This is a genomic window from Trinickia sp. EG282A (genome assembly GCF_040965455.1).
GTDB lineage: Bacteria > Pseudomonadota > Gammaproteobacteria > Burkholderiales > Burkholderiaceae > Trinickia > Trinickia symbiotica.
The window spans coordinates 1,200,065-1,225,513 of sequence record NZ_JBFRCC010000002.1; the positions used below are offsets into that span (position 1 = coordinate 1,200,065).

Consider the following 25,449-nt stretch of genomic DNA (forward strand, 5'->3'; position numbering starts at 1 on the left):
GATTTGGGGGTACTGCGCGTCTCGTGTGTCCCCAACCGTCGCTATCCGTGGCGAATCGCGATCGTTTTGAGGACCGTGAATCCGTAAAGCGCCTCGAAGCCCTTCTCTCGGCCGTAGCCCGATTGCCCGGTGCCGCCGAACGGCAGTTCGACGCCGCCGCCGGCGCCATAGTTGTTGACGAAGACCTGGCCGGCGCGCAGGCGCCGCGCGAGCCGCAGTTGGCGCGCGCCGTCGCGCGTCCAGACACCGGCCACGAGCCCGTAAGCCGTGCCGTTCGCCAGCGCGATCGCATCGGCTTCGCCTTCAAATGGCAAGGCAGCGAGCACGGGCCCGAAAATCTCCTCGCGCGCAATGCGATGCGTGCGCGGGACGTCGGCAAGAAGCGTCGGCGGCTGGTAGAACCCGCCTGTCGGCGCTTCCTCACTGACCGTGCCTTGTGCGGCGATGCGGATACCGTCGCGCTTCGCCTCGTCGATGAACTGCGCGACGCGTTGCCGCTGCTTCGCGTTGATGAGTGGCCCGCAATCGGGATCGAGTCGTGCCGGCCCCGCGCGCAACCCGGAAAATGCCGACGAGAGCCGCTCGACGAGCGGCTCGTAGATCGCTCGCTCGATCAGCAATCGGCTGCCCGCCGAGCACGTCTGGCCTGCGTTTTGGAGAATGGCCGACATGAGCGCCGGCATCGCCGCATCGAGGTCGGCATCGGCGAAGACGATCTGGGGCGACTTACCGCCGAGCTCGAGCGTTACGGGCGCATGATGCTCGGCGGCCATTCGCGCGACGAGCGCGCCCACCTGGGGTGAACCCGTGAACGAAATGTGGTCGATGCCCGCGTGCTGCGCCAGCGCCGCGCCCGCTTCGGTGCCGTAGCCCGTCACGATGTTGAGCGCGCCCGCCGGCAGCCCGGCTTCGGCCGCAAGCGCGGCGACCCGCAGCAGCGAGAGGCAGGCGTCCTCGGCCGGCTTGACGACGCAGGCATTGCCGGCCGCGAGTGCCGCGCCGACACTGCGTCCGAAAATCTGCATCGGGTAGTTCCACGGCACGATATGGCCCGTGACGCCGTGCGGCTCGCGCACGGTGAGGACGGTGTAGCCGGTTTGATAGGGGATGGTCTCGCCGTGCAGTTTGTCGGCGGCGCCCGCATAGAACTCGAAGTAGCGCACGAGCGCGGCCGCATCGGCACGCGCCTCGCGCAGCGGCTTTCCTGTGTCGCGCGCTTCGAGTTCGGCGATTTCGTCGCGGCAGGCGGCGACGAGCATCGAAAGACGGTAGAGCAGACGCCCGCGCTCGGCGGCGCTCAAGGCGCCCCAGTCGCCTTCGAACGCCGTGCGTGCCGCGGCGACGGCCGCATCGATATCGGCGGCGCTGCCGCGCGCAATCCGTGCGAACGGCAAGCCGTCGGCTGGATCGATCACATCGATGGTCTCGTGATTCGACGGAGCCGCCCACTGTCCGCCGATGAAATGCTTCGCTTCCTCCATGCAGGCTCCTCCTCATCGAAAGGTAGAACCGAGCGGCAATTATCGCGCCGATCGGCGCCGATGTGGCGTGAGCTACGGGAATGCCCGCAGGACACTGAAAGACGCATGCGCGAAAGCGGGCACGCGAGCGCGCAGTGGCGGGCATGGAAGCCGGGCGTTTGCGGCGGACAATGGGGCGGAGGGGCGTCACATGCGCTCGGCTATAATGGCGCGCATCGCCTTCGTCGGGCCGCCGCACCGTTTTTGCGTTCTTCTCCGCCCGTCGTCACCACGCTTCATCAACGTTTTGTTTCCACCGTCCGTCGAGAAAACGTCATGAGCTTCAACAACGTCCCCGCAGGCAAGGATTTGCCGCACGACTTCAACGTCATCATCGAAATCCCCGCGCAGAGCGATCCGGTGAAATATGAGGCCGACAAAGAACTCGGCCTGCTCGTCGTCGATCGCTTCATCGGCACCGGCATGCGCTATCCCGTCAACTACGGCTACATTCCGCAGACGCTGTCGGGCGACGGCGATCCCGTCGATGTTCTCGTCATCACGCCGTTTCCGCTGATTCCCGGTTGCGTCGTGCGCTCGCGCGCGCTCGGCATGCTGCAGATGACCGACGAGTCGGGCGTCGATGCGAAGCTCGTCGCCGTGCCGCACGACAAGCTCTGCCCGATGACCGCGCACATGAAGTCGATCGACGATGTGCCCGCGTACTTGAAGGACCAGATCAAGCATTTCTTCGAGCAATACAAAGCACTCGAGAAGGGCAAATGGGTGAAGGTCGAGGGCTGGGCCGATCTGGATGCAGCACACAAGGAAATCACTGAAGGCGTCGCGAACTTCAAGAAGTAATCGCCGAAACTTCACCGGAGGCGAGCCTCGCGCCGAGGGGCTCGCCGATCTACCGCAACATCGCCCTGCCGCGCGTCTTCTTCCGGCCCGGTTCTCGCCCCAATCCCCCTCTCCGCAAGCAGGTCGTTACCCGGCGTTCGTGACTTCGGCGTTGCGAGTTCCAGAGCATTTCCTCTAAATCTGTTACTAGAAATTACCGGTGCGCTCCAAATTGGTGCGTTTCGGTCGCTCGTCCGCGCGACGACTGCGCCGCTGCATGCGCCTCTGCACGCGCCAGGGACCGGTCCGTCCATTTTTTTGCACTAAAAGCGTGCACAAAAAGCGCGCACTGCACCTAAAAAGATTTTTATTCCATCAAACAAATTTTGACGCCTTGTTTGTGTCTTGATATGTTCGCGTCCATCTCGCGGCCGGGCAATTCGAGTTGAGCCAGCGAAACGAGCGGAAACGTTGGCGTTGGCTATTTGAATAGTAGTCCTAATTAATTTGTAAGCTCGATCGCGATGGAGAAGACGAGGGGATGTCGGCGTATTGAATAGGACTCCTAATTAATTTGTAAGGAACGATCGACGTAAATGGCTAGGCATGCAACGGCATGCCGACGGCCTTTGCTCGCCGATACGTTCCCTGCGCGACAACGGCATAGAAGGGGCGAAATGAAACTAACGATTTTGGGATCGGCGATACGGAAAATCGTATGGGCGGAAATGGCGCTGACGGCGGCATTGGGTGCGAATGCGGCTTTTGCGCAGACTGAGCCCGCCGCAACGGCGAATTCGAATGCGGCGCAGGCCGAGGCTCCGGCGCCCGCATCCGGGGCAGCGGCCGCTGCCCCGGATGCGGCGTCGGGGGCCGCGGCAACGGGTGCGGTTCACAAGATCCAAGGCATCCAGGTGACCGGATCGCTGATCCGCAGCTCCGACAAAGTCGGCTTCAACCAGGTTCAAACGATCACCCCGAAAGACATACAGCAAAGCGGCGCGACGACTGTCGCCGACTTTCTGCGCAATGTCTCGGCCAATTCGGCCAATAGCTGGAGCGAAGGCCAGGCGGGCAACTTCGCGGCCGGCGCGGCCGGCATCGCGCTGCGCGGTCTGTCGGAGAAGTACACGCTCGTCCTGGTCGACGGCCAGCGCGTCGCGCCGTTCGCATTCTTCTCGAACAGCGTCGACTCGTTTTTCGACCTGAACACACTGCCGCTCAACGATATCGAGCGCATCGAGATCGTCAAGACGGGCGCCGTCTCTCAATACGGCTCCGATGCGATCGCCGGCGTGGTCAACATCATCACCAAGCACAACTTCCACGGTCTGCAGCTCGATGGCAGCTACGGCAGCGCCATCAACGGCGGCAACGGCGCCGGCACGACGAAGTTCGGCATTCTCGGCGGCTTTGGCGATTTGAACGCGGATCGCTTCAACGTCACGGTGGCCGCGAGCTACTACAAGTCGAACGGCTTCACGCTCGCCGATCGCGATTCGACGCGCAATCAGGATTTCACGAACAAGCGGGGCGGCTTCTCGCTGCTTGCGCCGTCGTACTGGAACATGCCCGATGGCAGTGCACAGGCCCTGAGCGGGTGCCCGTTCGGCGGCTCGGTGCACCCGGCGGCGAGCAATTCGCTGACGGCGGGCTTGCCGGGCACGCTCTGCTCGTACAACACGGCGGAAAGCATGTCGATCGCGCCGATGACGGAGCGCCTCAACGCAAAGCTTCACGCGGACTTCAAGATCAACGACACCACGACGGCGTTTGCTGACTTCCTCGAGAGCAACAACAGGACGACGACCAACGACGGTCTATGGAACAACGTCATCGGGAATCCGCAGAACCCGGCGCTGGTCTGGAACCCGCAGACGCAGCTGCTCTCGCCGTTCAACACGGTCGTGCCGGTCACGAACCCGTATAACACCACAGGCGCGGCCACGCCGTTGACCTATGCGTTCCCGGGCGCCGTGGCGGAAAAGACGTACTCGAACTATTGGCGCGCCGCCACCGGCGTGAAGGGAACGTTCTCGCTGCCGTACGGCGACTGGGACTGGGCAACGTCGGTCAGCCACTCGCAAAACACGGTCTCGAACGTCTTTACGAACCAGCTCAACGTTGCAGCGCTCAACAATATCTATCAGAACGGCACGCTGAACTTCGCGAATCCGGCGGCCACGCCGAACGCGCTCAACGGCTTGTACCAGGACGCGAACACGCTGGGCATCTCGAAGCTTGACACGATCGACGCGACGATCTCGACGCCGAACCTGTTCCACCTGCCGACCGGCGATGTCGGTATCGGCTTCGGTGCGCAGTTCACGCACCAGAGCGAAGCGTTGACGCCGGGCGCGGAGTATCTGTCGGGTGCCGTCATCAGTCCGAACTTGCAGACGGTGAACGGTTCGCGCAATGTCGCGGCCGTCTATTACCAGGTCGACATTCCGATCGTGCGCAACCTGACGTTCAGCCAGTCGGGCCGCTACGACCATTACACCGACGTGGGCGGCGCGTTCTCGCCGCGCTTCGCGCTCCGGTATCAGCCGGTGCAGGCATTGACGATGTACACGTCGTATAACCGGGGCTTCCGCGCGCCGACGTTCGTCGAAGACAGCAAGTCCCAGACGCTCGGCATCCAGGTCGACCCCGCCACCGGTCAGAACTATACGTCGATCACCGTCGGCAACCCGAACCTGGCACCCGAGCGCACGCGCAATCTGAATATCGGCTTCCAGCTCTCGCCGAGCCGTTACACCGATTTCGGTCTCGACTGGTACAAGATCCGCATCGACAACGTCATCGGCCAAGGTGCGCCTTCTCAAATCGCCATCGATCCGACGACAGGGCAACTTCTGTACAAGGTGATTCCGTACCAGAACCTCGGATACCTCGACACGAACGGGTTCGAAGCCACGTTCCGTCAGTCGGTGCCGGTCAAAACGCTGGGTACTTTCACGCTGTCGGGCGACTGGGCCTATGTCAAGAATTACCGCCTCGGCATTCCCGGTCAGGCTCCGGTCGACGGCGCGGGCAACAACTTCACGCTCACGCAGCCGTTCGGCGGCAGTTTCCCACGTTGGCGCGGCAATACCACGCTGGATTGGAACTACCACCGCTGGGACGCCGCTCTGACGTGGCAATTCACGGGCCCTTACGCGCAGAACCTCTTCGCCGCGCCGGCTCCGACCAAAGTGGGTTCGTACAGCCAGTTCAACCTGATGGTGACGTACACGGGCTTCAAGCATTGGACGATTTACGGCGGCATCGACAACATTTTCAATCGCACGCCGCCGTATGACCCGATCTTCGCGAACGGCACGTTGGACCAGACTGGCTACGACACATCGCTCTACTCGTACATCGGGCGATTTGCGCAGATCGGCGCGACCTACAAGTTCTAGGTCCCGAGCCGCTTATGAAAGAGCTTGCCGCCCGCCCGCGCGAATTTGGACGCAGACAGCAGAACCCCGCGCGCCGCTTCGGCGGCCTCGCGGCTGTCATCGCGCTGCATATCGTCATCGTCTATGCGCTCGTCAACGGCCTTGCCAACAAGGTCGTGCGCGTGATCGAAAAGCCGATCGAGACGAAGATCATCGAGCCGGTCAAACCGCCGCCGCCTCCGCCGCTGCCGCCCGTGCAGTTGCCGCCGCCGAAGTTCGCGCCGCCGCCCCCGCCGTTCGTGCCGCCGCCTGAGGTACCGGTCCAGGCGCCGCCGCAGCAGACGATCGTGCATCAGGCTACGCCGGTCGAGACGCCGAAAGCGGTGCCGCCCGCGCCGCCGGCGCCGCCCGCGCCCAAGCCCGCACCGCTGCAGACCTCCGTCGGCGTCGTATGTCCGAATTCGGACGAGGTCCGCAATTCGATCATCTACCCGAAAGACGCGCAGGAAAACGGCGATACGGGCAACGTCGTGATCGAGTTCACCGTCGATCCGCAAGGACACATCACGAACGAGCACGTGGCGCAATCGTCCGATCACGACAGTCTCGATACGGCTGCGTTCCGGGCGGTCAAGCGATTCAACTGCATTGCGCAAGGTCAGGCCGTTCGCGTCCAGGTGCCGTTCTCGTTCAATCTCAATTGAGCATCGAACGGCTACGGTCGCGCGCAACGCCTACCCAGCATTCGCGGCCGCCGTTGCGTCGTGCTATCGACAGCCGGCAACGGCGGCGCATTGATCAACCGATCTTAGACCGGCTCATCGAGCGAGCCGGATTGGAGCAGAAGATGAAAAAGCGTTCCCTTACCGCACTGGCTGCCAGCCTCGTCATCGGTTTCGCCGCTGCCGAAGGTATCGTCGTGCCGACCGCAGCCCATGCGCAGGCCAGCGACGCGAGCGCCGCGGCGTCCGCCTCGAATGCCGCCACGGCCGCCGCGTCCGCGCCGGCGCCGCAAAGCGCCGCCCCGTCCGCCGACAACACGGCTGCGCCCGCGGGCGAGACCGTCACGAACCCCTACGGGCTCGGGGCGCTTTGGAAGAACGGCGATTTTGTCGCGCGCTTCGTGCTCGGGCTGCTCGTCATCATGTCGATGGGCAGCTGGTACATCATGATCACGAAGTTCTTCGAGCAACTGCGCGCGAACCGCCGCGCGAAGCATGCCGACGAGCAACTCTGGAGCGCGCCATCGCTTGCCGAAGGCGTCAAGCAGCTCGACGAGTCTTCGCCGTTCCGCTTCATCGCCGAGACGGCCATCGAGGCCGGCGCCCATCACGACGAGGCGCTGCTCGAAGCCGTCGACCGCAACACGTGGATCGACGTCTCGATCGAGCGTGCGATCACGAGCGTCTCGAATCGCCTTCAAGACGGCCTCGCGTTCCTCGCGACGGTCGGCTCCACTTCCCCGTTCGTCGGGCTCTTCGGTACCGTCTGGGGCATCTATCACGCGCTCACCGCGATCGGCATCGCGGGGCAGGCATCGATCGACAAGGTCGCGGGCCCGGTCGGCGAGGCGCTCATCATGACCGCGATCGGCCTTGCCGTAGCGGTCCCGGCCGTGCTCGGCTACAACTTCCTCGTGCGTCGGAACAAATCCGTCATGGAGCGCGTGCGCGCGTTCGGCGCCCAGCTCCATACGGTGCTGCTCGCGGGCGGCAAACGTCCGGCGCGTGCCGCGCAAAAATCGCCCGCGGCCGTCGAGTAAGCGAGGTCAGTCATGGCAATGAGCGTTGGAGAGAGCGACGACGAAGTCATGTCCGACATCAACACGACGCCGCTCGTCGACGTCATGCTGGTGTTGCTGATCATCTTCCTGATCACGATTCCCGTCGTCACGCACACGGTACCGCTGCAGTTGCCGAAGGAACGGGTCCACCCGCTGCAGACGCAGCCGAAGAGCATCGAGATTGCCGTCAATCGCGACGGAGACGTCTTCTGGAACGAAGCGCGCGTCGACGCGCCGACGCTGCTCGCTCGCCTGAAGGCGGCCTCGGTCTCGACGCCGCAGCCGGAGGTGCACGTGCGCGGCGATCAGGAGACGCGCTACGAGTTCATCGGTCGCGTCATCACCGCATGCGAGCGCGCGGGCATCGCGAAGGTCTCATTCATTACGCAGCCGCCCGCGCGCGGCGAGTAGGAGATACGAACGATGGGAATGAACGTTTCTTCAGGCGGGCGCGGCGGCGAACCGGAAGTGATGGCCGACATCAATACGACGCCGCTCATCGACGTGATGCTCGTGCTGCTGATCATGCTGATCATCACGATTCCGATCCAGATGCATGCGGTCAAGATGGATCTGCCCGTCGGCAATCCGCCGCCTCCGGCCACGCCGCCGCAGGTCGTGCAGATCGATATCGACTTCGACGGCACGACGACGTGGAATGGTGTCGTCGTGCCCGATCGCGCGACGCTCGAAGCCAAGTTCGCGCAGGTCGCGGCCCAGCCCGTCCAGCCCGAGATTCATTTGTTGCCGAACAAGCTCGCGCCGTACAAGACGGTCGCCGAGGTGATGGCCGCCGCGCAGCGCGAGGGCGCGACGAAGATCGGGCTCGTCGGCAATGAGCAATACATGCAATAAGCAATACCTGCGATAAGGATCTGGCAATGCAGAGGATTCCCCAACGGTTCCGGCACGCGGCCGCGGCCGCCGCGATGAGCGCATGCGTGGTGCTCTCCGGCGTATCCACCGCGGGCGCCGCCGACGCGCTGCGCGCCGACGTCGCGAAGCCGCTCAACGCCGCGCAGGATCTCTATCGCGCGCACAAATACAAGGATGCGCTCGCGAAGATCGCCGTTGCGGCGGCCGTGCCGAACAAAACGCCGTATGAAACGACGATGATCGAAGAGATGCGGGGCGCGGCCGCTATGGCCGCAGGCGATACGGGCACTGCCACGCAGGCTTATGAAACGTTGCTCGCCTCGGGCCAATTGAAGGGCGACGACGAGCAACGGGTCACCGCCGCGCTCGCCGGCATCTATTTTCAGCAACACGCCTGGCCGAAGGCGATCGCGACGGCGCAACGCTACCTGAAGGCGGGAGGTGCCGACCCGCAGATGCGCACGCTGCTGGTCGAGGCCTATTACGAATCAGGCAACTATGTCGATGCGACGAAGCTGCTCAAAGCGTCGATCGATGCGCAACTGCATGCCGGCCGCGCGCCCGACGAGTCCGAGCTGCAATTGCTCGGCACTTGTGCTCAACATGCCAAGGACGATGCGGCGTACCGCGGCGCGCTCGAAGCGCTCGTCGCCTACCATCCGAAGCCCTCGTATTGGGAAGATCTCTTCGCGGCCATACGGAGCAAACCCGGTTACTCGTCGCGGCTCGACATCGACATGTATCGGCTGCGACGCGCGACGGGTTCGTTGAATACGGCCGACGATTACATGGAAATGACGCAGCTCGCGATCGTGGCCGGCAGCACGGCCGAGGCGAAGCAGGTCATCGACCAAGGTTTTGCTTCCGGCGTGCTCGGGCACGATGCCCAGGCCGAGCGCGAAAAGCGGCTGCAAGCCCTCGCGGCGAAGCGCGCCCAGGGCGCGGCGCCCGACGATGGCGCCCATCCGGTCGCGCCGATCGACGAGGGGCTCAACCTCGTCTTTGCCGGCAAGGCCGGCGAGGGGATCGCGGCGATCCAATCGGCGATTGGGAAGGGCGGCCTCGATCATCCCGATCAAGCGCAGCTGCATCTCGGCGTCGCCTATTACGTTGCCGGACAAAAGGCGCGCGCCGTGCAGGCGTTCCGCGCGGTGAAGGGTAACGACGGATCGGCCGATCTCGCGCGGCTGTGGCTGCTCGTTGCGTCGAAGTGAAGCGCTTCGATTCCCTTATGCGGATTGTCCACCCTATGGCGTTCAGCCGCGCACGCCGCGGTTCGATCAGTGCGGGCGCCCGCGCCGGTGCCGGCGCAGGCCGATGGGCTCGCGCCACGATCGCGGTGCTTGCGGCGTCGCTCGCGCTGCCCGCGTATGCGGCGCCCGGCATTGCGCAATTCGGCACGCCGAAATATCCGCCGAACTTCACGCACTTCGACTACGCGGATCCCGATGCGCCGGCGGACGGCGAGCTCGTTTTCCAGAACTACGACCAGCCGCAGAGCTACGATTCGCTGAACCCGTTCATCGTGCGCGGGCTCGCCGCGCCGGACATTCAGAATCTGATGTTCGATACGCTGATGCAGCGCAGCTGGGACGAGCTCGCATCCGAGTATCCGCTGATCGCGGATGATGTCGAAGTGGCGGCCGACGGGCGCTCCGCTACGTTGCATATCAATCCGGCCGCGCGGTTTTCGAACGGCGATGCGATCACGGCCGCGGACGTCAAATATTCGCTCGATACGCTGAAGAGCCCGCACGCGTCGCCGCTCTTCGCGTCGCAATTCGCCGTCATCAAGGACGCCGTCGTTCTCGACCGGCTCACGGTGCGCTTCGACTTCGGCGATGCGTCGCGCGCGAATCCGCTGATCGCGGGCGATTTGCCCGTCTTTTCGCCGAAGTGGGGCGTGCAGCCGGACGGCAGGCGCTTGCCGTTCGATCAGATCGCCACTGATTTGCCGATTGCAAGCGGTCCGTATCTGATCGAGTCTCGCAAGAACGACAAGACGATCATCTATTACCGCAATCCAAAATACTGGGCGGCGGACTTGCCTGCGCGTCGCGGCATGTATCGCTTTCGCCGCATCACTTTCAAGCTGTACCTCGACCAGTACACGAAGCTCGAGGCGTTCAAGGCGGGCGATGACGACGTCGACGTCGAATACAGCGCAACGCAATGGGCGCGCAAGTACGTCGGCAAGAACTTCGACAACGGCATGCTCGCGAAAGGCATGTTCCGCGAAGGTCCGGCGCAGATGCAAGGCTTCCTCATCAATACGCGCGAGCCGCAGTTCCAAGACGTGCGCGTGCGGCACGCGCTCGCGCTGGCCTTCGACTACGACTGGATGAACCGGATGATGTTCTACGGCCAGTATCGACGTCTGAACAGCTATTGGGAGGACAGTCCGTTCGGTGCGACGGGCGTGCCGAGCGAGAAGGAGCTGAAGCTGCTCGAGCCGTTCCGCGCGACGCTGCCGCCCGAGGTGTTCGGGCCGATGGTGCGCCAGCCGAGCACACTGCCGCCCAATTCTCTGCGGGGCAACCTGCGCCACGCGCGCGAACTGCTGGCCGAGGCGGGCTGGCATTTCCGCGACGGTGCGTTGCGCGACGAGAGTGGCACGCCGATGCGGATTGAGATCATCGACGATCAACCGGGCATGGACCGTCTTATCGTTCCCTATACGCAGGCGCTGCAGACGCTCGGTATCGACGCGCATATGCGCGAGCTCGACAGCGCGCTTTATCAGAAGCGCCTCGATAACTTCCAGTACGACATGACGACGTTCATCTACCCCGAGGTAACGATCCCCGGCATCGAGCTCATACGCCGCTTCACGAGCGAGGCCGCCGCGCAGGTCGGGTCCGAGAACTATCCGGGTATTCGCTCGAAAGCCGTCGACGCGCTCGTTCATGCGGCCGTCGGCGCGACCACGCTCGACGATCTGGAAGCGGCCACGCATGCGCTCGACCGCGTGCTGATCAACGAGTACTACCTCGTACCGCAGTACTACATGCCGCATGCGCGGATCGGCTACAAGACCACGCTCGGCCACCCGAACGTGGTGCCCGTGAGCTACCGGTACGAGGACTGGGTCATCGACTACTGGTACCGTAAGCCGCCGCGGCGTACGCAGACCGCTTCGTCTGCGTCTTCCGCCACCGCGGTCCACTGAGGCGCATCATGCTTGCCTACCTTCTCAGACGCCTGCTGCTGATGGTGCCGACGTTGCTCGGCGTCGTGACGCTGACCTTCGTCGTCACCCAGTTCGTGCCGGGCGGCCCGGTCGAGCAGATGGTGACGCAACTGCGTCATGGCGCGCATCGGGGCGATGGCGGCGGAGGCGGCGGCTATCACGGCAGCCAGGGCGTCGACGCCCAGCAGATCGAGCAGATCAAGAAGCAGTTCGGCTTCGACAAGCCGCCGCTTACGCGCTACATCCTCATGCTCGAGCATTACGCGACGTTCGATCTCGGACAGTCGTACTTTCAGCACGACAGCGTCTGGAACGTGATTCGTGCGCGCCTGCCCGTATCGGTCTCGCTGGGTTTCTGGACGATCGTGCTCACGTACCTCGTTGCCGTGCCGCTCGGCATCGCGAAAGCCGTGCGCAACGGCTCCCGCTTCGATACGGCGACGAGCGTGCTCGTCCTCGTCGGCTATGCGATTCCCGGCTTCGTGCTCGGCGTCTTGCTGTTGATGTTGTTCGGCGGCGGCACGTTCTTCGAGCTCTTTCCGATGCGCGGCCTCACCTCGGACGACTTCGACACCTTGAGCGCGACGGGCAAGGTGCTCGACTACGTCTGGCATATGGTGTTGCCGGTCTGCGCCTCGGTGGTCGGCAACTTCGCGATCGTGACGATTCTCACCAAGAACACGTTTCTCGAGGAAATCGGCCGGCAGTATGTGCTGACGGCCCGCGCCAAGGGTGCCCCGGAGCGCGACGTGCTCTGGAAGCACGTGCTGCGCAACGCGGCGATTCCGCTGCTGACGGGCTTGCCGGCCGCGTTCGTCGGCGCCTTTCTCAACGGCAACCTGCTCATCGAGACACTGTTCTCGTTGAACGGCATGGGCCAGCTCTCTTACGATGCGGCGATTCGCCGCGACTATCCGGTGGTGCTCGGCTCGCTGTTTCTGTTCACGCTGATCGCCCTGGTCACAAAACTCATTGCTGACGTCTGCTATGTCCTCGTCGACCCCCGCATTCAATTCGACAGCGTCGATCGTTGATCCGATGCGGCCAGTCGCGCCGGTGTCGCCGTGGCGGCTCACCTGGTTGCGCTTCAAATCGCAGCGGCTCGGCTATTGGAGTCTCGTCGTCTTCGTGACGCTCTTCGTCGTCAGCCTGCTCGGAGAAATGCTCGTCAACGACAAGCCTCTCCTCGTTCGGTACGACGGGCACTATTACTTCCCGATCTTCAAGACGTATCCCGAGACGCGGTTCGGCGGCGACTTTCCCGCGAAGGCGAACTACCTCGATCCCTATATCCATTCGCGGATCACGTCGAACGGCAACTTTGCCGTTTACCCGATCGATCGCCACTACTACGACACGATCGACTATTTCGCCTCGCGACCGTTTCCGGCGCCGCCGTCGCCGGAGAACTGGCTCGGCACCGATCAGTTCGGGCGCGACGTTCTTGCGCGGCTGCTGTATGGCTTTCGCGTATCCGTGGTGATGGCACTGGCGCTGACCGTATCGGGCGTTTTCTTCGGAGTCCTGACAGGTGCGCTGCAAGGCTTCTATGGCGGCCGCGTCGATCTGATCGGGCAGCGCTTGATCGAGATCTGGGGCTCGATGCCCGATCTCTATCTGCTCATCATCTTCGCGTCGATCTTCGAGCCGACGCTGTGGCTGCTTTTTGGCCTGCTGTCGCTCTTCGGCTGGCTTGTGCTCTCGGATTACGTGCGAGCCGAATTCCTGCGCAATCGCTCGCTCGACTATGTCAAGGCGGCGCGCACGATGGGACTCTCCAACGGGCAGATCATCTGGCGCCACGTGCTGCCTAACAGCCTCACGCCCGTCATCACGTTCCTGCCGTTCCGAATGAGCGCCGCGATTTTGTCGCTGACGAGTCTCGACTTCCTCGGCCTCGGCGTGCCGCCGCCGACGCCGAGCCTCGGCGAGTTGCTGCAGGAGGGGAAGAACAACCTCGACGCATGGTGGATCTCGATCTCGGCATTCGCCGCGCTCGTCGTGACCCTACTGCTGCTGACGTTCATGGGCGATGCGCTGCGTACGGCACTCGATACGCGCAATCGCGGTTCGGCTTTCGGCGGGGTGGGGCAATGAAACCTAACGCAATCGCGAACGCCAACGAGAAAGCGAAGCCGGATCCGAGCACGAACGCCGGCTCGCTGCTTGATATCCACCATCTCTCGGTTTGCTTCGGGCAGAAGCTCGCCGTGCGCAATCTGAGCCTCTCGATCGCACGCGGCGAGCGCGTGGCGCTCGTCGGCGAATCGGGCTCGGGCAAGAGCGTGACGGCGCTCTCGATTCTGCGGCTCGTCGAGCATGCCGCATTGAGCGGGCGCATCGTGTTCGACGGCGAAGACCTGCTCGGCAAATCGGAGCTGCAGATGCGCGGCATTCGCGGCGCCGACATCGCGATGGTCTTTCAGGAGCCGATGACGGCGCTCAATCCGCTCTATACCGTCGGTCAGCAAATCGGCGAGAGCCTGCGATTGCACGAAGGCTTGCGCGCCAATGCCGCGCGCGCACGGGGCATCGAGCTCCTCGCGCGCACGGGCATTCCGGAGCCCGAGCGGCGCATCGATAGTTATCCGCATCAGCTCTCGGGCGGCCAGCGCCAGCGCGCGATGATCGCCATGGCGCTCGCTTGCCGGCCGCGCTTGCTGATCGCCGACGAGCCCACGACGGCGCTCGACGTGACCGTGCGCGAGCAGATCGTCGACTTGCTGATCGACCTGCAGCAACAGGAAGCGCAAGAGCGCGGGATGGCCGTGCTGCTCATCACGCACGATCTTCACCTCGTGCAACGCTTTGCGCAACGGGTGGCCGTGATGGAAAAGGGCGTGCTCGTCGAGACGAACACGACGGACGAGCTCTTCGAGAATCCGCGCCATCCTTACACGAAGCGGCTGCTCGATAGCGAGCCCGCGCGTGTCGTCGAGCCGGTTGCCGAGCACGCGCCTCGGATATTGGACGTGGCCGGCCTTGCCGTCGATTACCGCACGCGCGCGAAGGGGTTCGCCGGCATATTGGGCAGCGCGAGGTTTCGGGCGCTGCACGAGGTCGGACTCTTCGTGAGGCAAGGCGAAACGCTCGGCATCGTCGGCGAATCGGGCTCGGGCAAATCGACGCTCGCGGCGACGGTGCTCGGGTTGCAGCGAATCGCGCAGGGCGACGTCAAGATCGGCGGCCGGTCGCTGGCGACCTATCGGACGTCCAACGACGAACGTCGCAAGCTCTGCGGACGCATGCAGGTCGTGTTTCAGGATCCGTTCGGTTCCCTGTCGCCGCGCATGACGATCGAACAGATCGTCGGCGAAGGGCTGCGTGTGCATCGCCCCGAGCTCGGCGAGAAAGCGCGTTCACGACGCGTGGCCGAGCTGATCGCGGAGGTGGGCCTGCCCGACGATGCGTTGCCGCGATATCCGCATGAGTTCTCGGGCGGCCAGCGTCAGCGCATCGCCATTGCGCGCGCGCTCGCGGTGGAACCGGAGCTCGTCGTGCTCGACGAGCCGACGAGCGCCCTCGACGTATCGGTGCAAAAGCAAGTGCTCGGCTTGCTCGCGCGATTGCAAAAGCGCTACGGGCTCAGTTATTTGCTGATCACGCACGACCTTGCCGTCATACGGGCGATGGCGCATCGCGTCGTCGTCATGAAATCAGGACGCATCGTCGAATCGGGCGAGACGCTCGCGCTCCTGAGCGCGCCGTCACGTCGGTATACGCGAGCGCTCGTCGCCGCGTCGCTTCAATAGAAGGGAACATTCGATGACCTCTTCGGCTTCGCAGTCACGCGCATTCGCCACGGTCTTCCTCGTGGAAATCTGGGAGCGCTTCGGCTTTTACGGCATGGCGGCGCTGCTCGTCCTCTTCATGGTCGAGCGCGCCGGCTTCAGCGACGGCGAGGCCAATCTCGTCTGGGGGTCGTTTACGGCACTCGTCTATGCGGCGCCCGCGATAGGCGGTTGGATCGGCGACAAGCTGCTCGGCGCGCGCCGCACGATGCTGATGGGCGCCTTCGTGCTCGCCATCGGCTATCTGATGCTCGCGCTGCCAGACGACCGCATTGCGTTCATGTACGTCTCGCTCGGTGTGATCGTGGTCGGCAACGGTCTGTTCAAGGCGAATTCGTCGAATCTCGTGCGCCGCATCTATGAAGGCGACGACGCAAGCCTCGACAGCGCATTCACGATCTACTACATGGCGGTCAACATCGGCTCGACGGTATCGATTCTTGCGACGCCGTGGATCAAGGATCGGTGGGGATGGCACGCGGCTTTTGCCGTCTGTTGCGCGGGGATGGTCGTCGGGGTGGTCAACTTCCTGACGCGCTACCGCTCGCTGGTCCATGCCGGCTCCGCGCCCGATGACGCGCCGATCGACTGGCGGCGCGTCGGGCTCGTCGCCGCCGGGGGCATTCTGCTCTGGCTCGCGTCGACCTACGTGCTCGCACACGAAGCCCTCGCGCTCGCTTGCGTCGATGCGGCCGCCGCCACGGTACTCGTCGTTTTCGGCTATCTCATCGTCAAGTGCGAGCCGGCCGAGCGCGCCGGCCTTATCGCCGCGTTGATCCTCGTTTTGCAATCGATACTGTTTTTTATCTTCTATCAGCAGATGTCGACGTCGCTCACGCTCTTCGCACTGCGCAACGTGGACCCCGACTTCACGCTCGCCGGCGTTCGGCTTTTCACCTGGAGCGCGGCACAATTCCAGGCGCTCAACCCGATCTGGATCATGCTGTTGAGCCCCTTGCTCGCCTTCGCGTATACACGCCTTGGCCGGCGTGGCCGCGATCTCTCCATTGCGGCCAAGTTCGCGGTGGGGTTCGTGGCGGTCGCGGCCGGCTTTTTCACCTACGCGCTGAGCGGCCGCTATGCGGTGGACGGGCGCGTCTCATCGTGGTTCATGGTCTGGGGATACGGGCTCTACTCGCTCGGCGAGCTGCTCGTGAGCGGCCTCGGCACGGCCATGATCGCGCGCTACACGCCCGTGCGAATGAGCGGCTTCATGATGGGGGCCTACTTCATCGCCACTGGCGTGTCGCAGTATCTCGGCAGCGTCGTGGCGAATTTCGCGCAGTTGCCGTCCCAAGGAATAGAAGCGGCGCAATCGCTGCGCATCTATACGCGGCTCTTCGCCGAGTTGGGCTGGCTCGCCACCGCGGGCGCCCTCCTGACCATCGCGATGTTGCCGCTGATGCGAGCCCTTTCGAATCGGCACCGTCTCGCCGCATCGTCGAGCGCGGTGGCGCTTGCGGCCGCGAGCGAGTGAGGAACGCGAGCGAACGCTAGCAAACGCTAGCGGAATGCGCGCCGCGCGGCGTCACGCCGTCGCGCCGGCGTCAGAAAAGCCGCGGAGAGCCAACCCACAACAGCGTCGTCTCGACGCTGCCCGTGTTCGCCCAGCTGTGCGGGACCGTGGATTCGTAATGGGCGCTGTCGCCGGTGCGCAGGCTGAACGTCTTGCCTTCGAGCGTCAACTGCAACTCGCCCTCGATCAAGTAGACGAACTCCTCGCCAGCGTGCGTCGTGACTTCCGACGCCTTCTTCTGCCCGGCGGGCAGCTTTACGAGCAGGCTCTCGAGCTGGCTTCCGACCGATGAACTAGTTAGGCGTGCGAACAAATTGGCCGAGCCGGCGAAGCTGAAGAACCGCAGCTGCTCGGCGCGCCGCACCGTGCGCTCTTCGCTCGGCGTATCGACGAAATACTGCAGCTGAACGCCGAGCGCATGGGCGATGCCCGCCAGCGAAGTCAGCGACGGCGTGGCGAGCCCGCGCTCGACTTGGGATAGAAACGGCTTGGAAATGCCTGCGGCGGTAGCGGTCTCGTCGAGGGTGCGCTTGAGGCGCTGCCGCAAGGCGCGGATCTTTCCCCCTAAATTCGGCGCCTGACGGGCGCTTTCGGCGGTCGAAACCATGAGGTGCTCGGATTTATAGTGAAGTCAACCACGCGCCGTATGTTGCCAGAGCCGCGGCGCCAAATGCAAAAAAGTAACGTCCCCGTACTTGGCGCAGTTTAGCGCATCTATAAAGCCCGACGTTCTGCGCTGCGGCCGTTACGCTGACAACACCGAGGCAAGCGAGCACTCGCCGGCGGCAAGCGCACGCTTTTTCGCCGCGGTGAGGCGCTTCACGCGAAGCTCGGCACGCAATGCGCTCGAGCGGTCGCCGACTTCGAACGATGCGAGCAGGGCCACGGCCTTTTTCGCGCGTGTATACCGTGCGCCGACTCCGTTCGCATGTTTCGCGAAGCGCGCGGCGACATCGGTTGCGATCCCCGTATAGACGCTGCCGTCCGCGCATTCGACGAGGTAGAGGAACCAAGTCATCGTCAGCACTTGAACGGATTGTGCTCGCGCAGTTCATCGACATGCGCGTGGATCATATTGGCCTCGTTGGCGAGAAAATGCGCGACCGCATCGGAGAACGCGGGATGCGCGAGCCAATGCGCGGAACGTGTGACGGTCGGCATGAAGCCGCGCGCCATCTTGTGCTCGCCTTGGGCGCCGCCTTCGAAAACGGCGAGCTTTTCCTCGATGCAGAACTCGAGCGGCTGATAGTAGGCCGTCTCGAAGTGAAGGCAGGGGACGTGCTCGAGTGCGCCCCAATAGCGCCCGTAGAGCGCGCCGCCCGTTTGCCCGTTGCGCTCGTAGACGACGAGTGCGCTCGCAATCGGCTTGCCCCGGCGCTCGGCCACGACGAGCAGCAGATTCTCGGGCATCGTCGTGCCGATCGTGCGAAAGAAGTCGAGGTTCAAATACGGTTGCGAGAAGTGCTCGCGATAGGTCTGCCGATAGCAGCGCGTGAAAAAGCGCCAGTCGTCGTCGGTGGCGTCCTCGCCGCGCACGCGTCTGAACGTGATCCCGGCTTCGCGCACCTTGCGCCGCTCGGCCCGGATGTTCTTCCGCTTTTTCTGCTCGAGCGTGAAGAGGAAATCGTCGAAGTCGCGGTATCCCGCGTTGAGCCAGTGAAATTGAATCCCTTCCCGTCGCATCATGCCGAGCTCGGCGAGCGTGTCGCTTTCGGCCGGGGTGGGAAAGAGGACGTGCAGCGACGAGACGTCCGATTGCTCCGCGAGCGCGATGAGCGAGGCCGCGAGCCGCCGGCGCGCGGTATCGTCGACGGCGATGAGCCGCGTGCCCTGCACGGGCGTGAACGGTATCGCGCAAAGGAGCTTCGGGTAGTACTCGAGCCCGTTGCGCTGGTAGGCGTCGGCCCAGGCCCAGTCGAAGACGTACTCGCCATAGGAGTGGCTCTTCAGATACACGGGCGCCACGGCCGCGAGCGCGTCGGTGCGCGCGTCGACGAGCGTGACGAAGCGTGGTGCCCAGCCTGTGCGCTCGGTGGCGCATTGGGTGGTCGCCAGCGCGCTCAGGAATTCATGGCGCAAGAACGGCGTGGGCTGATCCTGCCGAGCGAGCAAGGCGTTCCATTGCGCCGCGTCGACCTCCTGAACGGAGGCGAGAAGACCCATGCGATAATCGATGCGTTCCTGTTTCAACTGTGTGACCGTGTCAGCGAAGCGGGCGGCACATCGTGTCGATCGATCGCCGCCCAATTGACCATGAAGACCCGAATCGCTCTCGCCCAAATCAATACCACCGTTGGCGACTTCGCCGGCAACATCGCGAAGATCGTCGAGGCCGCGCGCGCGGCGCATCGCGACGGCGCCAGGCTGCTCGTGACGCCGGAGCTCGCGCTCTCGGGCTATCCGCCCGAGGATCTGCTGTTGCGCCCCGCGTTCTATGCCGCCTGCGCCGCCGCGCTCGCCGAGCTGGCCGCGCAGTTGAAGCCGTTCACGGGCCTCGCCGTCGTCGTCGGTCATCCCCACCGGGATGGGGCCGAGGCCGACGGCATCGCGAACGCCGCGAGCGGTCATGGTAATGCAAACCGGCCCATCGAGCGCGGGCTTCCTCCCGTCGATACCTACAACGCCGCTTCGCTCGTCGTCGACGGGCGCATCGCGGGCACCTATCGCAAGCAGGACTTGCCGAACACCGAAGTGTTCGACGAGAAGCGCTACTTCGCTTCCGACGCGGCGCCGTTCGTGTTCGAGCTCGACGGCGTGAAGTATGGCATCGTGATCTGCGAAGACGCCTGGCATGCCTCGGCCGCGCAATTGGCGAAGGCCGCGGGCGCCGAAGTCCTGCTGATCCCGAACGGCTCGCCGTACCATCTCAACAAGGACGCGACCCGCATCGACATTTTGCGCGCGCGCATCGCCGAGACCGGGCTGCCGATGGTCTACGTGAATCTCGTTGGGGCGCAGGACGAGCTCGTTTTCGACGGCGGCTCGTTCGTGCTCGACGCGAAAGGCGAAGTCGTCGCGAAAATGCCGCAGTTCATCGAAGGCCATATGGTCGTCGAATTCGACGGCGCGCATCCGCAAAAAGGTCGGATCGCCGCGAGCGAGTCGCTCGAAGCGCAGGTCTATGCGGCGCTCGTGCTCGGCGTGCGCGACTACATCGGCAAGAACGGATTCCCGGGCGCGATCGTGGGTCTCTCGGGCGGCGTCGACTCGGCGCTCGTGCTGGCCATTGCCTGCGATGCGCTGGGGCCTGAGCGCGTGCGCGCCGTGATGATGCCGTCGCGCTACACGGCCGATATTTCGATGCTCGATGCGGCCGACATGGCCCGGCGCCTCGGCGTGCGCTACGACGAGATTCCGATCGCGCCGATGGTCTACGCATTCCGCAGCTCGCTCGCGCGCGAATTCGAAGGGTTGCCCGAAGATGCGACGGAAGAAAACATTCAGGCGCGCATTCGCGGCACGCTGCTGATGGCGCTTTCGAACAAGTTCGGCTCGCTCGTGCTGACGACGGGCAACAAGAGCGAGATGGCCGTCGGCTACTGCACGCTTTACGGAGACATGGCGGGCGGCTTCGCCGTCATCAAGGACATCGCGAAGACGCTCGTCTATCGGCTCTGCCGCTATCGCAACGAGGCGGTGCTCTTCGCGCAACGCGACGTCATTCCGGAACGGATCCTCACGCGCGCGCCGTCGGCGGAATTGCGCGAAAACCAAACCGATCAGGACAGCCTGCCGCCCTACGACGTGCTCGACGCGATTATGCAAATGTACATGGAGGAGGACAAATCGCTCGCCGAGATCGTCGCGGCGGGCTTCGCGCGCGAAGACGTGACGCGCGTCACGCGCCTGCTGAAGCTGAACGAATACAAGCGCCGTCAGGCGCCGATCGGCATTCGTGTGACGCACCGTGCGTTCGGTCGAGATTGGCGCTACCCGATCACGTCGCGCTACACGGAACCGATTCAGTAACTCGGCGATGGCGGGCGACCGTGGCGTAGAATCGATTTATTCGTTCCAGAGAAAATGAGGAAGCCATGAAACGCGTCACAGCGATCATCAAACCGTTCAAGCTCGACGAAGTCCGCGAGGCGCTGGCCGAGGTCGGCATGACCGGGCTTACCGTCACGGAAGTGAAGGGGTTCGGCCGGCAGAAGGGACACACGGAGCTCTATCGGGGCGCCGAGTACGTCGTCGATTTTCTGCCGAAAGTGAAGATCGAGGTCGTGGTGCCGGACGGGCAGTGCGATCAGGTCATCGATGCCATCGTCGGCGCCGCGCGCACGGGCAAGATCGGCGACGGCAAGATCTTCGTCACCGACGTCGAGCGCGCCATTCGCATTCGCACCGGCGAAGAGAACGAAGCGGCGATTTGACAGCGTCCCTGCCCCCCGGGGGGAGGGATTCACACTACTGACGGTATGCCCGCGGTCTTCTCCTGCGGGACGCACGCCGCGCCGGCATGCCTCATTCGGCTCAATGCGCGCCATAAAAAAACGGTGCGACGCCCTGACGGACACCGCACCGATACGCGCCTCTCGCAGCAGCGTTAAAACTTGGATCTGTGAAGCAGTTAGGTTCGCTACGTCGTTCGATTAGAACACGTGCTGGATGCCGACGTAGGCACCCGATTGGCTGTGGCCAGGCAGCGGGTTATCCGCATTGACCGGGCCGTTCGCTTCCAGGCTGAAGTTCGCGTTCTTGCTGTTGCGAACCGTTGCGATCTGGAGGTCGAGCAGCGTGCGCTTCGACAGGTTGTACGTGCCACCGACCGTGTAGATCGTCGCGTTGCCCGCACCGTTGTTGCCGTTCACGTGATAAACAGCGGCAATGGCGGCCGCGGCCGGCGTGATGTTCCAGGTGACGCCGCCCCATTCATGATCGAGCGAAGTCGGCAAGCCAAAGGCGACGCCGTTCGCACCCGACGTGCGGATCGCATCGTACACGCCTTGAATCTTGAACGGGCCGAGGAACACGTTGACGCCCGCCACGTATTCACGCGAGTACTGATACGCGCCGCTCGGAATCGGGTTCGCGCCCGTCGCACCCGTCACCGCCTGGCCGTTCAGCAAACCGTTGACCGGGTTGCGGATTTCGTCATAGAGGGCACGTACCTGGAAGAGCGGGTTCGTGTAGGTGAGCTGCAGGCCCGCTTCACGACCTTGCGTCGTCGTGTTGTTGCCGTTCCAGCTCGTCGCGTTCGACAACGCGTATTGGCCGTACAGGTCGAAGCCATTCCACTTCGGCGACTGGTACGAAATGTTGTTGCTCGACTGAGGCCAGTTGCGGCCGCGCACGAGCGAAGCCGACGACCAGTTCGACTGGCCGAACGGATCGAAGTCCCACACACCGTTCGAGATGAAGAGCTCGCGGCCCAACAGGAAGGTACCGTATTGGGGGTTCGAGAAACCGACGGTCGCCCAGCGATTCCAGATCGAGCCGGCCGAGCCGAGGTTGCCGTTCATCGTGTTGAACGCGCCTTCCAACTGGAATACGGCCTTCGTGCCGCCGCCCAGGTCTTCAGCGCCCTTCAAGCCCCACAGGCTCGTGCCCCAGTCGCCGCTCTCGGCACGCCACCGGGAATTCGAGCCGGTGCCCGAGCTGTTGGGGATGCCGCTCATGTACTCGATGCCGGCATCGAGGCGCCCGTACAGCGTTACGCTACTTTGCGCATGTGCGATCACGCCAGCAGACATCAGCGCCGCGGCGAGCAATGCTTTCTTCATCTTCTCCTCCGTTACCCTGTCAAAAAGTGAAGCCACTACTGCGAATAGCGCCCAGGCGTTGCAAGGCGCCTAGGCGGGAATCCGTACTCAGGGAGATCGCTGCGGAACGCGCGGGGGCTTCTCCGCTTATCAGCGTTCCGGTTCGCTGTTATGGCAGCGCGGCGTCTCCTTGCTTGGAGTAAAACTACATTTGCAGCACTGCGTTTTGCTACTTTGGTTACTAATTTAGCAAAAATACACTTGCGTGGCGAAAGAAATCGTAGTCCGGCTAGCGCCCTGTCTCTAAATTGCAATACTATTGTGCTCCGCTGCACTGCAGCACGTCCCAAAAGAGGGCGCCAAGCCTTGTGGAATAAGGGGATTAGGGGGCTTTCGGCGTTGAGTCAAGGAATCCCGGTATTGACTGGCCGGTGAGACGGCGTTATAAGCGCGCGCCGGCACCGCAAAGGCGCGGGAATCGCGAAAACCATAAGAACGAAAAGCGGAAAACGGAATGACAAAGGGCGCCGGAGGCGCCCTTGATGTCGTTGCTGTGGAGCGGGATTGCCGACGGCAATGCCGGTGAAGCGCCTATTTGAGACTGCCCGAAAGAAACTGCCTGAGCCGTTCGCTGCGCGTATTGCCGAATACCTCGGCGGGAATGCCTTGCTCCTCGATTCGCCCTTGGTGCAAAAACACGACGTGATTGGAAACATTGCGCGCGAAGCCCATCTCGTGCGTCACGACGATCATCGTGCGGCCTTCCTCGGCAAGCTTCTGCATCACCTTCAGCACTTCGCCGACGAGCTCGGGATCGAGCGCCGAGGTCGGCTCGTCGAAGAGCATGACGTCGGGATGCATCGCGAGGGCGCGCGCGATTGCCACGCGCTGCTGCTGGCCGCCCGACAGATGCGACGGGTATTGCTGCTCGAGCCGCGGCGCCAGGCCCACTTTTTCGAGGTACGTTCGCGCGCGTTCCTCCGCCTCGCGGCGCGAGAGCCCGAGTACATGTATGGGCGCCTCGATCACGTTTTCGAGCACGGTCATGTGCGCCCACAGGTTGAAGTGCTGGAAGACCATCGCGAGCTTCGTGCGCATGCGCTGAAGCTGCTTCTGGTCGACGACGCGCAGCGCGCCCGCCTTGTCCTTGCTCGTGCGGACTTCTTCTCCGTCGAGGAAAATGCGGCCCGCGCTCGGCTGCTCGAGAAAGTTGATGCAGCGAAGCATCGTGCTCTTGCCGGAGCCCGACGAACCGATGACGCTGATCACGTCGCCCGCGTTCGCCTTGAGCGAGACGCCTTTGAGGACCTCGTGGTCGCCGTAGTGCTTATGGAGTTCGTCGATGAAGAGCTTTTGCATCGGGGAGAGTCCGGATTACTTGCCTGATTACCTGCCTTGCGGCCGCAGAAAAGCGAGCCAGCGTCGCTCCGCGCGGCGGAAGAGCCCGACGAGGGCGAATGAGATCGCCAGATAGAGCAGCGCAGCGATGCCGAATGCCTGGAACGACATATAGGTGGCGGAGTTGGCGTCGCGCGCGATCTTGAGAATGTCGGGCACCGTCGCCGTGAACGCGACCGTCGTGGCATGCAGCATGAGGATCACTTCGTTGCTGTAGAGCGGCAGCGCGCGGCGCAGCGCCGACGGCAGGATCACGCGCCGGTAGACGGTGAAGCGCGACATGCCGTAGGCGCGCGCCGCTTCTATTTCGCCATAGGCGGTCGCTTTGATTGCGCCCGCGAAGATCTCGGTCGTGTAGGCGCCGGTGTTCAGCGTGAAGGCGAGCAGCGTGCAATGCATGCCGTCGCGAAAGAAGTCGTTGAGCACCGCGTGCGAGCGCACCACTTCGAGGCTATAGATGCCCGAGTAGCAAAGCAGCAGCTGCACGTAGAGCGGCGTGCCGCGAAAAATGTAGGTATAGAGCCAGACGGCGCCGGCGAGCACGCGGTTTTTCGATACGCGCGCGACCGCGAGCGGCACCGACAGGCAAAAGCCAATGCCGATGGAGACGACGAGAAGCCAGAGCGTGACGACGAGGCCTGTTGCGCGGTAGCCGTCCGTGAAAAGGTAGTTGCGCCAGTAGTCGTGGATGAGCTCGATCATGGGTAGGGAGCGGGTCTATAGCTCGGCTTTGCGGACGCCGATCGAATAGCGCTTTTCGAGCCAAAGCAGCACGAGGTTCGAAATCGTCGTAATCGCCAGATAGACCGCGCCGGCGATCAGCGTGAAGAAGAAAAAGCGCAGCGTGCCCTTGCCGGCGTCCTGCGATGCCTTGACGACGTCGGCGAGGCCGATGATCGAGACGAGCGCCGTCGCCTTCACCATGACCTGCCAGTTGTTGCCGATGCCGGGCAACGCGAAGCGCATCATCTGCGGGAACATGATGCGGGCGAACGTCTGCCAGCCCGACATGCCGAAGGCGGCGCCCGCTTCGAGCTGCCCGCGCGGCACCGACAGAAAGGCGCCCCGGAAGGTTTCGGTGAAATAGGCACCGTAGATGAAGCCGAGCACGATGACGCCGGCCACGAACGGATCGATGTCGATCTGATCCCAGCCGAGAAGATCGGTCAGGTTATTGAGCCAGATCTGGATGCTGTAGAAAAGCAGCAGCATCAGCACGAGGTCGGGCACGCCGCGCACCAGCGTCGTATAGGCCGTGCCGAGGCCGTGTGCAAGGCGATTCTTCGCAAGCTTCGCCGCCGCGCCGATGAGGCCCAGCACGAACGCGAGCGCGAGGGAAAGGATCGCGAGCTTGACGGTCTGCCAGGTGCCGGCGAGGATCTGCGGGCCGTAGCCTTCAAGAAACATGGTCTGGAGTGGTAGTCCTTGGGCGGCGCGCGAGGGTAGCGCGCGCCGCGAAAATTCTAGCCGGCCAAAAATGGCTCGCCGCGAGCGCGGCCTACGG

General features: G+C 63.6%; 21 protein-coding genes and 1 pseudogene. 14 read left to right on the forward strand and 8 right to left on the reverse strand.

What is annotated here, in order from left to right:
- Positions 1-41: 41 nt before the first annotated feature.
- Positions 42-1,481: an aldehyde dehydrogenase family protein gene (locus AB4Y31_RS13470; RefSeq protein ID WP_368674306.1), complete on the reverse strand. Its 1,440-nt coding sequence runs from the start codon at positions 1,479-1,481 to the stop codon at positions 42-44.
- 315 nt (positions 1,482-1,796) lie between these two features.
- On the opposite strand from AB4Y31_RS13470, the gene ppa reads away from it, so the two are divergent.
- The 12 genes from ppa to AB4Y31_RS13530 all read left to right on the forward strand — a co-directional run bounded on the left by ppa (position 1,797) and on the right by AB4Y31_RS13530 (position 16,806).
- Positions 1,797-2,324 carry an inorganic diphosphatase gene (ppa, locus tag AB4Y31_RS13475; RefSeq protein WP_107152067.1) on the forward strand — a complete coding sequence of 176 codons (528 nt, stop codon included), beginning with the start codon at positions 1,797-1,799 and terminating at the stop codon, positions 2,322-2,324.
- A 656-nt stretch (positions 2,325-2,980) separates the two neighbouring features.
- A complete protein-coding gene (locus AB4Y31_RS13480; RefSeq protein ID WP_368674307.1) occupies positions 2,981-5,710 on the forward strand; it encodes a TonB-dependent receptor in 2,730 nt (909 codons plus the stop codon).
- Between the two features lie 14 nt (positions 5,711-5,724).
- Positions 5,725-6,393 (forward strand): energy transducer TonB, encoded by a 669-nt coding sequence (locus AB4Y31_RS13485; RefSeq protein ID WP_368674308.1) that lies wholly within the window; start codon positions 5,725-5,727, stop codon positions 6,391-6,393.
- A gap of 143 nt (positions 6,394-6,536) precedes the next feature.
- Positions 6,537-7,451 carry a MotA/TolQ/ExbB proton channel family protein gene (locus AB4Y31_RS13490; protein ID WP_368674309.1) on the forward strand — a complete coding sequence of 305 codons (915 nt, stop codon included), beginning with the start codon at positions 6,537-6,539 and terminating at the stop codon, positions 7,449-7,451.
- A 12-nt stretch (positions 7,452-7,463) separates the two neighbouring features.
- Positions 7,464-7,883, forward strand: coding sequence for a biopolymer transporter ExbD (locus AB4Y31_RS13495; protein WP_018443081.1), 420 nt, complete (start codon positions 7,464-7,466; stop codon positions 7,881-7,883).
- A 12-nt stretch (positions 7,884-7,895) separates the two neighbouring features.
- On the forward strand, positions 7,896-8,327 hold the full coding sequence (locus AB4Y31_RS13500) for an ExbD/TolR family protein (RefSeq protein ID WP_368674310.1): 432 nt from the start codon (positions 7,896-7,898) through the stop codon (positions 8,325-8,327).
- A 74-nt stretch (positions 8,328-8,401) separates the two neighbouring features.
- Positions 8,402-9,562: a hypothetical protein gene (locus AB4Y31_RS13505; protein ID WP_368674515.1), complete on the forward strand. Its 1,161-nt coding sequence runs from the start codon at positions 8,402-8,404 to the stop codon at positions 9,560-9,562.
- A 35-nt stretch (positions 9,563-9,597) separates the two neighbouring features.
- On the forward strand, positions 9,598-11,517 hold the full coding sequence (locus AB4Y31_RS13510) for an extracellular solute-binding protein (RefSeq protein WP_368674311.1): 1,920 nt from the start codon (positions 9,598-9,600) through the stop codon (positions 11,515-11,517).
- An 8-nt stretch (positions 11,518-11,525) separates the two neighbouring features.
- Positions 11,526-12,572 carry an ABC transporter permease subunit gene (locus AB4Y31_RS13515; RefSeq protein ID WP_368674312.1) on the forward strand — a complete coding sequence of 349 codons (1,047 nt, stop codon included), beginning with the start codon at positions 11,526-11,528 and terminating at the stop codon, positions 12,570-12,572.
- Positions 12,526-13,635 (forward strand): ABC transporter permease, encoded by a 1,110-nt coding sequence (locus AB4Y31_RS13520; RefSeq protein WP_368674313.1) that lies wholly within the window; start codon positions 12,526-12,528, stop codon positions 13,633-13,635. Before AB4Y31_RS13515 ends, AB4Y31_RS13520 begins: the two co-directional genes overlap by 47 nt.
- The gene (locus AB4Y31_RS13525) at positions 13,632-15,290 is read left to right on the forward strand and encodes an ABC transporter ATP-binding protein (RefSeq protein ID WP_368674314.1); all 1,659 of its coding nucleotides are present in this window, start codon (positions 13,632-13,634) and stop codon (positions 15,288-15,290) included. The genes AB4Y31_RS13520 and AB4Y31_RS13525 overlap by 4 nt, the downstream gene beginning before the upstream one ends.
- Positions 15,291-15,303: 13 nt before the next feature.
- Complete coding sequence (locus tag AB4Y31_RS13530) at positions 15,304-16,806, forward strand: peptide MFS transporter (RefSeq protein WP_368674315.1); 1,503 nt, start codon at positions 15,304-15,306, stop codon at positions 16,804-16,806.
- A 70-nt stretch (positions 16,807-16,876) separates the two neighbouring features.
- Here AB4Y31_RS13530 and AB4Y31_RS13535 read toward each other — a convergent pair whose 3' ends face one another.
- From AB4Y31_RS13535 to AB4Y31_RS13545, 3 genes and pseudogenes are all read right to left on the reverse strand, one after another.
- Positions 16,877-17,452: a helix-turn-helix domain-containing protein gene (locus AB4Y31_RS13535; RefSeq protein ID WP_018443073.1), complete on the reverse strand. Its 576-nt coding sequence runs from the start codon at positions 17,450-17,452 to the stop codon at positions 16,877-16,879.
- 141 nt (positions 17,453-17,593) lie between these two features.
- Positions 17,594-17,863, reverse strand: a pseudogene (locus AB4Y31_RS13540) (GIY-YIG nuclease family protein); the annotation flags it as partial.
- Between the two features lie 2 nt (positions 17,864-17,865).
- The gene (locus AB4Y31_RS13545; RefSeq protein ID WP_368674316.1) at positions 17,866-19,035 is read right to left on the reverse strand and encodes a GNAT family N-acetyltransferase; all 1,170 of its coding nucleotides are present in this window, start codon (positions 19,033-19,035) and stop codon (positions 17,866-17,868) included.
- Positions 19,036-19,098: 63 nt separating this feature from the next.
- On the opposite strand from AB4Y31_RS13545, the gene AB4Y31_RS13550 reads away from it, so the two are divergent.
- Together AB4Y31_RS13550 and AB4Y31_RS13555 are read left to right on the forward strand one after the other, a co-directional pair.
- The gene (locus AB4Y31_RS13550) at positions 19,099-20,814 is read left to right on the forward strand and encodes an NAD+ synthase (RefSeq protein WP_368674317.1); all 1,716 of its coding nucleotides are present in this window, start codon (positions 19,099-19,101) and stop codon (positions 20,812-20,814) included.
- Positions 20,815-20,879: 65 nt separating this feature from the next.
- A complete protein-coding gene (locus AB4Y31_RS13555; protein WP_018443069.1) occupies positions 20,880-21,218 on the forward strand; it encodes a P-II family nitrogen regulator in 339 nt (112 codons plus the stop codon).
- 219 nt (positions 21,219-21,437) lie between these two features.
- Here the strand turns inward: AB4Y31_RS13555 and AB4Y31_RS13560 are convergent, their stop codons facing one another.
- The 4 genes from AB4Y31_RS13560 to AB4Y31_RS13575 all read right to left on the reverse strand — a co-directional run bounded on the left by AB4Y31_RS13560 (position 21,438) and on the right by AB4Y31_RS13575 (position 25,352).
- Positions 21,438-22,568 (reverse strand): porin, encoded by a 1,131-nt coding sequence (locus AB4Y31_RS13560; RefSeq protein WP_368674318.1) that lies wholly within the window; start codon positions 22,566-22,568, stop codon positions 21,438-21,440.
- A 570-nt stretch (positions 22,569-23,138) separates the two neighbouring features.
- Positions 23,139-23,906 carry an ABC transporter ATP-binding protein gene (locus tag AB4Y31_RS13565; RefSeq protein ID WP_018443066.1) on the reverse strand — a complete coding sequence of 256 codons (768 nt, stop codon included), beginning with the start codon at positions 23,904-23,906 and terminating at the stop codon, positions 23,139-23,141.
- Between the two features lie 27 nt (positions 23,907-23,933).
- Positions 23,934-24,647 carry an ABC transporter permease gene (locus AB4Y31_RS13570; protein ID WP_368674319.1) on the reverse strand — a complete coding sequence of 238 codons (714 nt, stop codon included), beginning with the start codon at positions 24,645-24,647 and terminating at the stop codon, positions 23,934-23,936.
- A gap of 15 nt (positions 24,648-24,662) precedes the next feature.
- Positions 24,663-25,352, reverse strand: a complete 690-nt coding sequence (locus tag AB4Y31_RS13575; RefSeq protein ID WP_368674320.1) for an ABC transporter permease — start codon at positions 25,350-25,352, stop codon at positions 24,663-24,665.
- Positions 25,353-25,449 lie beyond the last annotated feature (97 nt).

Coding starts and splice junctions, on each gene's coding strand:
- AB4Y31_RS13510 (WP_368674311.1), top strand. CDS start 9,598: ATGGCGTTCAGCCGCGCACGCCGCGGTTCGATCAGTGCGGGCGCCCGC.
- AB4Y31_RS13505 (WP_368674515.1), top strand. CDS start 8,402: ATGAGCGCATGCGTGGTGCTCTCCGGCGTATCCACCGCGGGCGCCGCC.
- AB4Y31_RS13530 (WP_368674315.1), top strand. CDS start 15,304: ATGACCTCTTCGGCTTCGCAGTCACGCGCATTCGCCACGGTCTTCCTC.
- AB4Y31_RS13515 (WP_368674312.1), top strand. CDS start 11,526: ATGCTTGCCTACCTTCTCAGACGCCTGCTGCTGATGGTGCCGACGTTG.
- AB4Y31_RS13485 (WP_368674308.1), top strand. CDS start 5,725: ATGAAAGAGCTTGCCGCCCGCCCGCGCGAATTTGGACGCAGACAGCAG.
- AB4Y31_RS13570 (WP_368674319.1), bottom strand. CDS start 24,647: ATGATCGAGCTCATCCACGACTACTGGCGCAACTACCTTTTCACGGAC.
- AB4Y31_RS13550 (WP_368674317.1), top strand. CDS start 19,099: ATGAAGACCCGAATCGCTCTCGCCCAAATCAATACCACCGTTGGCGAC.
- AB4Y31_RS13575 (WP_368674320.1), bottom strand. CDS start 25,352: ATGTTTCTTGAAGGCTACGGCCCGCAGATCCTCGCCGGCACCTGGCAG.
- AB4Y31_RS13470 (WP_368674306.1), bottom strand. CDS start 1,481: ATGGAGGAAGCGAAGCATTTCATCGGCGGACAGTGGGCGGCTCCGTCG.
- AB4Y31_RS13555 (WP_018443069.1), top strand. CDS start 20,880: ATGAAACGCGTCACAGCGATCATCAAACCGTTCAAGCTCGACGAAGTC.
- AB4Y31_RS13535 (WP_018443073.1), bottom strand. CDS start 17,452: ATGGTTTCGACCGCCGAAAGCGCCCGTCAGGCGCCGAATTTAGGGGGA.
- AB4Y31_RS13500 (WP_368674310.1), top strand. CDS start 7,896: ATGGGAATGAACGTTTCTTCAGGCGGGCGCGGCGGCGAACCGGAAGTG.
- AB4Y31_RS13560 (WP_368674318.1), bottom strand. CDS start 22,568: ATGAAGAAAGCATTGCTCGCCGCGGCGCTGATGTCTGCTGGCGTGATC.
- AB4Y31_RS13495 (WP_018443081.1), top strand. CDS start 7,464: ATGGCAATGAGCGTTGGAGAGAGCGACGACGAAGTCATGTCCGACATC.
- AB4Y31_RS13525 (WP_368674314.1), top strand. CDS start 13,632: ATGAAACCTAACGCAATCGCGAACGCCAACGAGAAAGCGAAGCCGGAT.
- AB4Y31_RS13565 (WP_018443066.1), bottom strand. CDS start 23,906: ATGCAAAAGCTCTTCATCGACGAACTCCATAAGCACTACGGCGACCAC.
- AB4Y31_RS13480 (WP_368674307.1), top strand. CDS start 2,981: ATGAAACTAACGATTTTGGGATCGGCGATACGGAAAATCGTATGGGCG.
- AB4Y31_RS13520 (WP_368674313.1), top strand. CDS start 12,526: ATGTCCTCGTCGACCCCCGCATTCAATTCGACAGCGTCGATCGTTGAT.
- AB4Y31_RS13490 (WP_368674309.1), top strand. CDS start 6,537: ATGAAAAAGCGTTCCCTTACCGCACTGGCTGCCAGCCTCGTCATCGGT.
- ppa (WP_107152067.1), top strand. CDS start 1,797: ATGAGCTTCAACAACGTCCCCGCAGGCAAGGATTTGCCGCACGACTTC.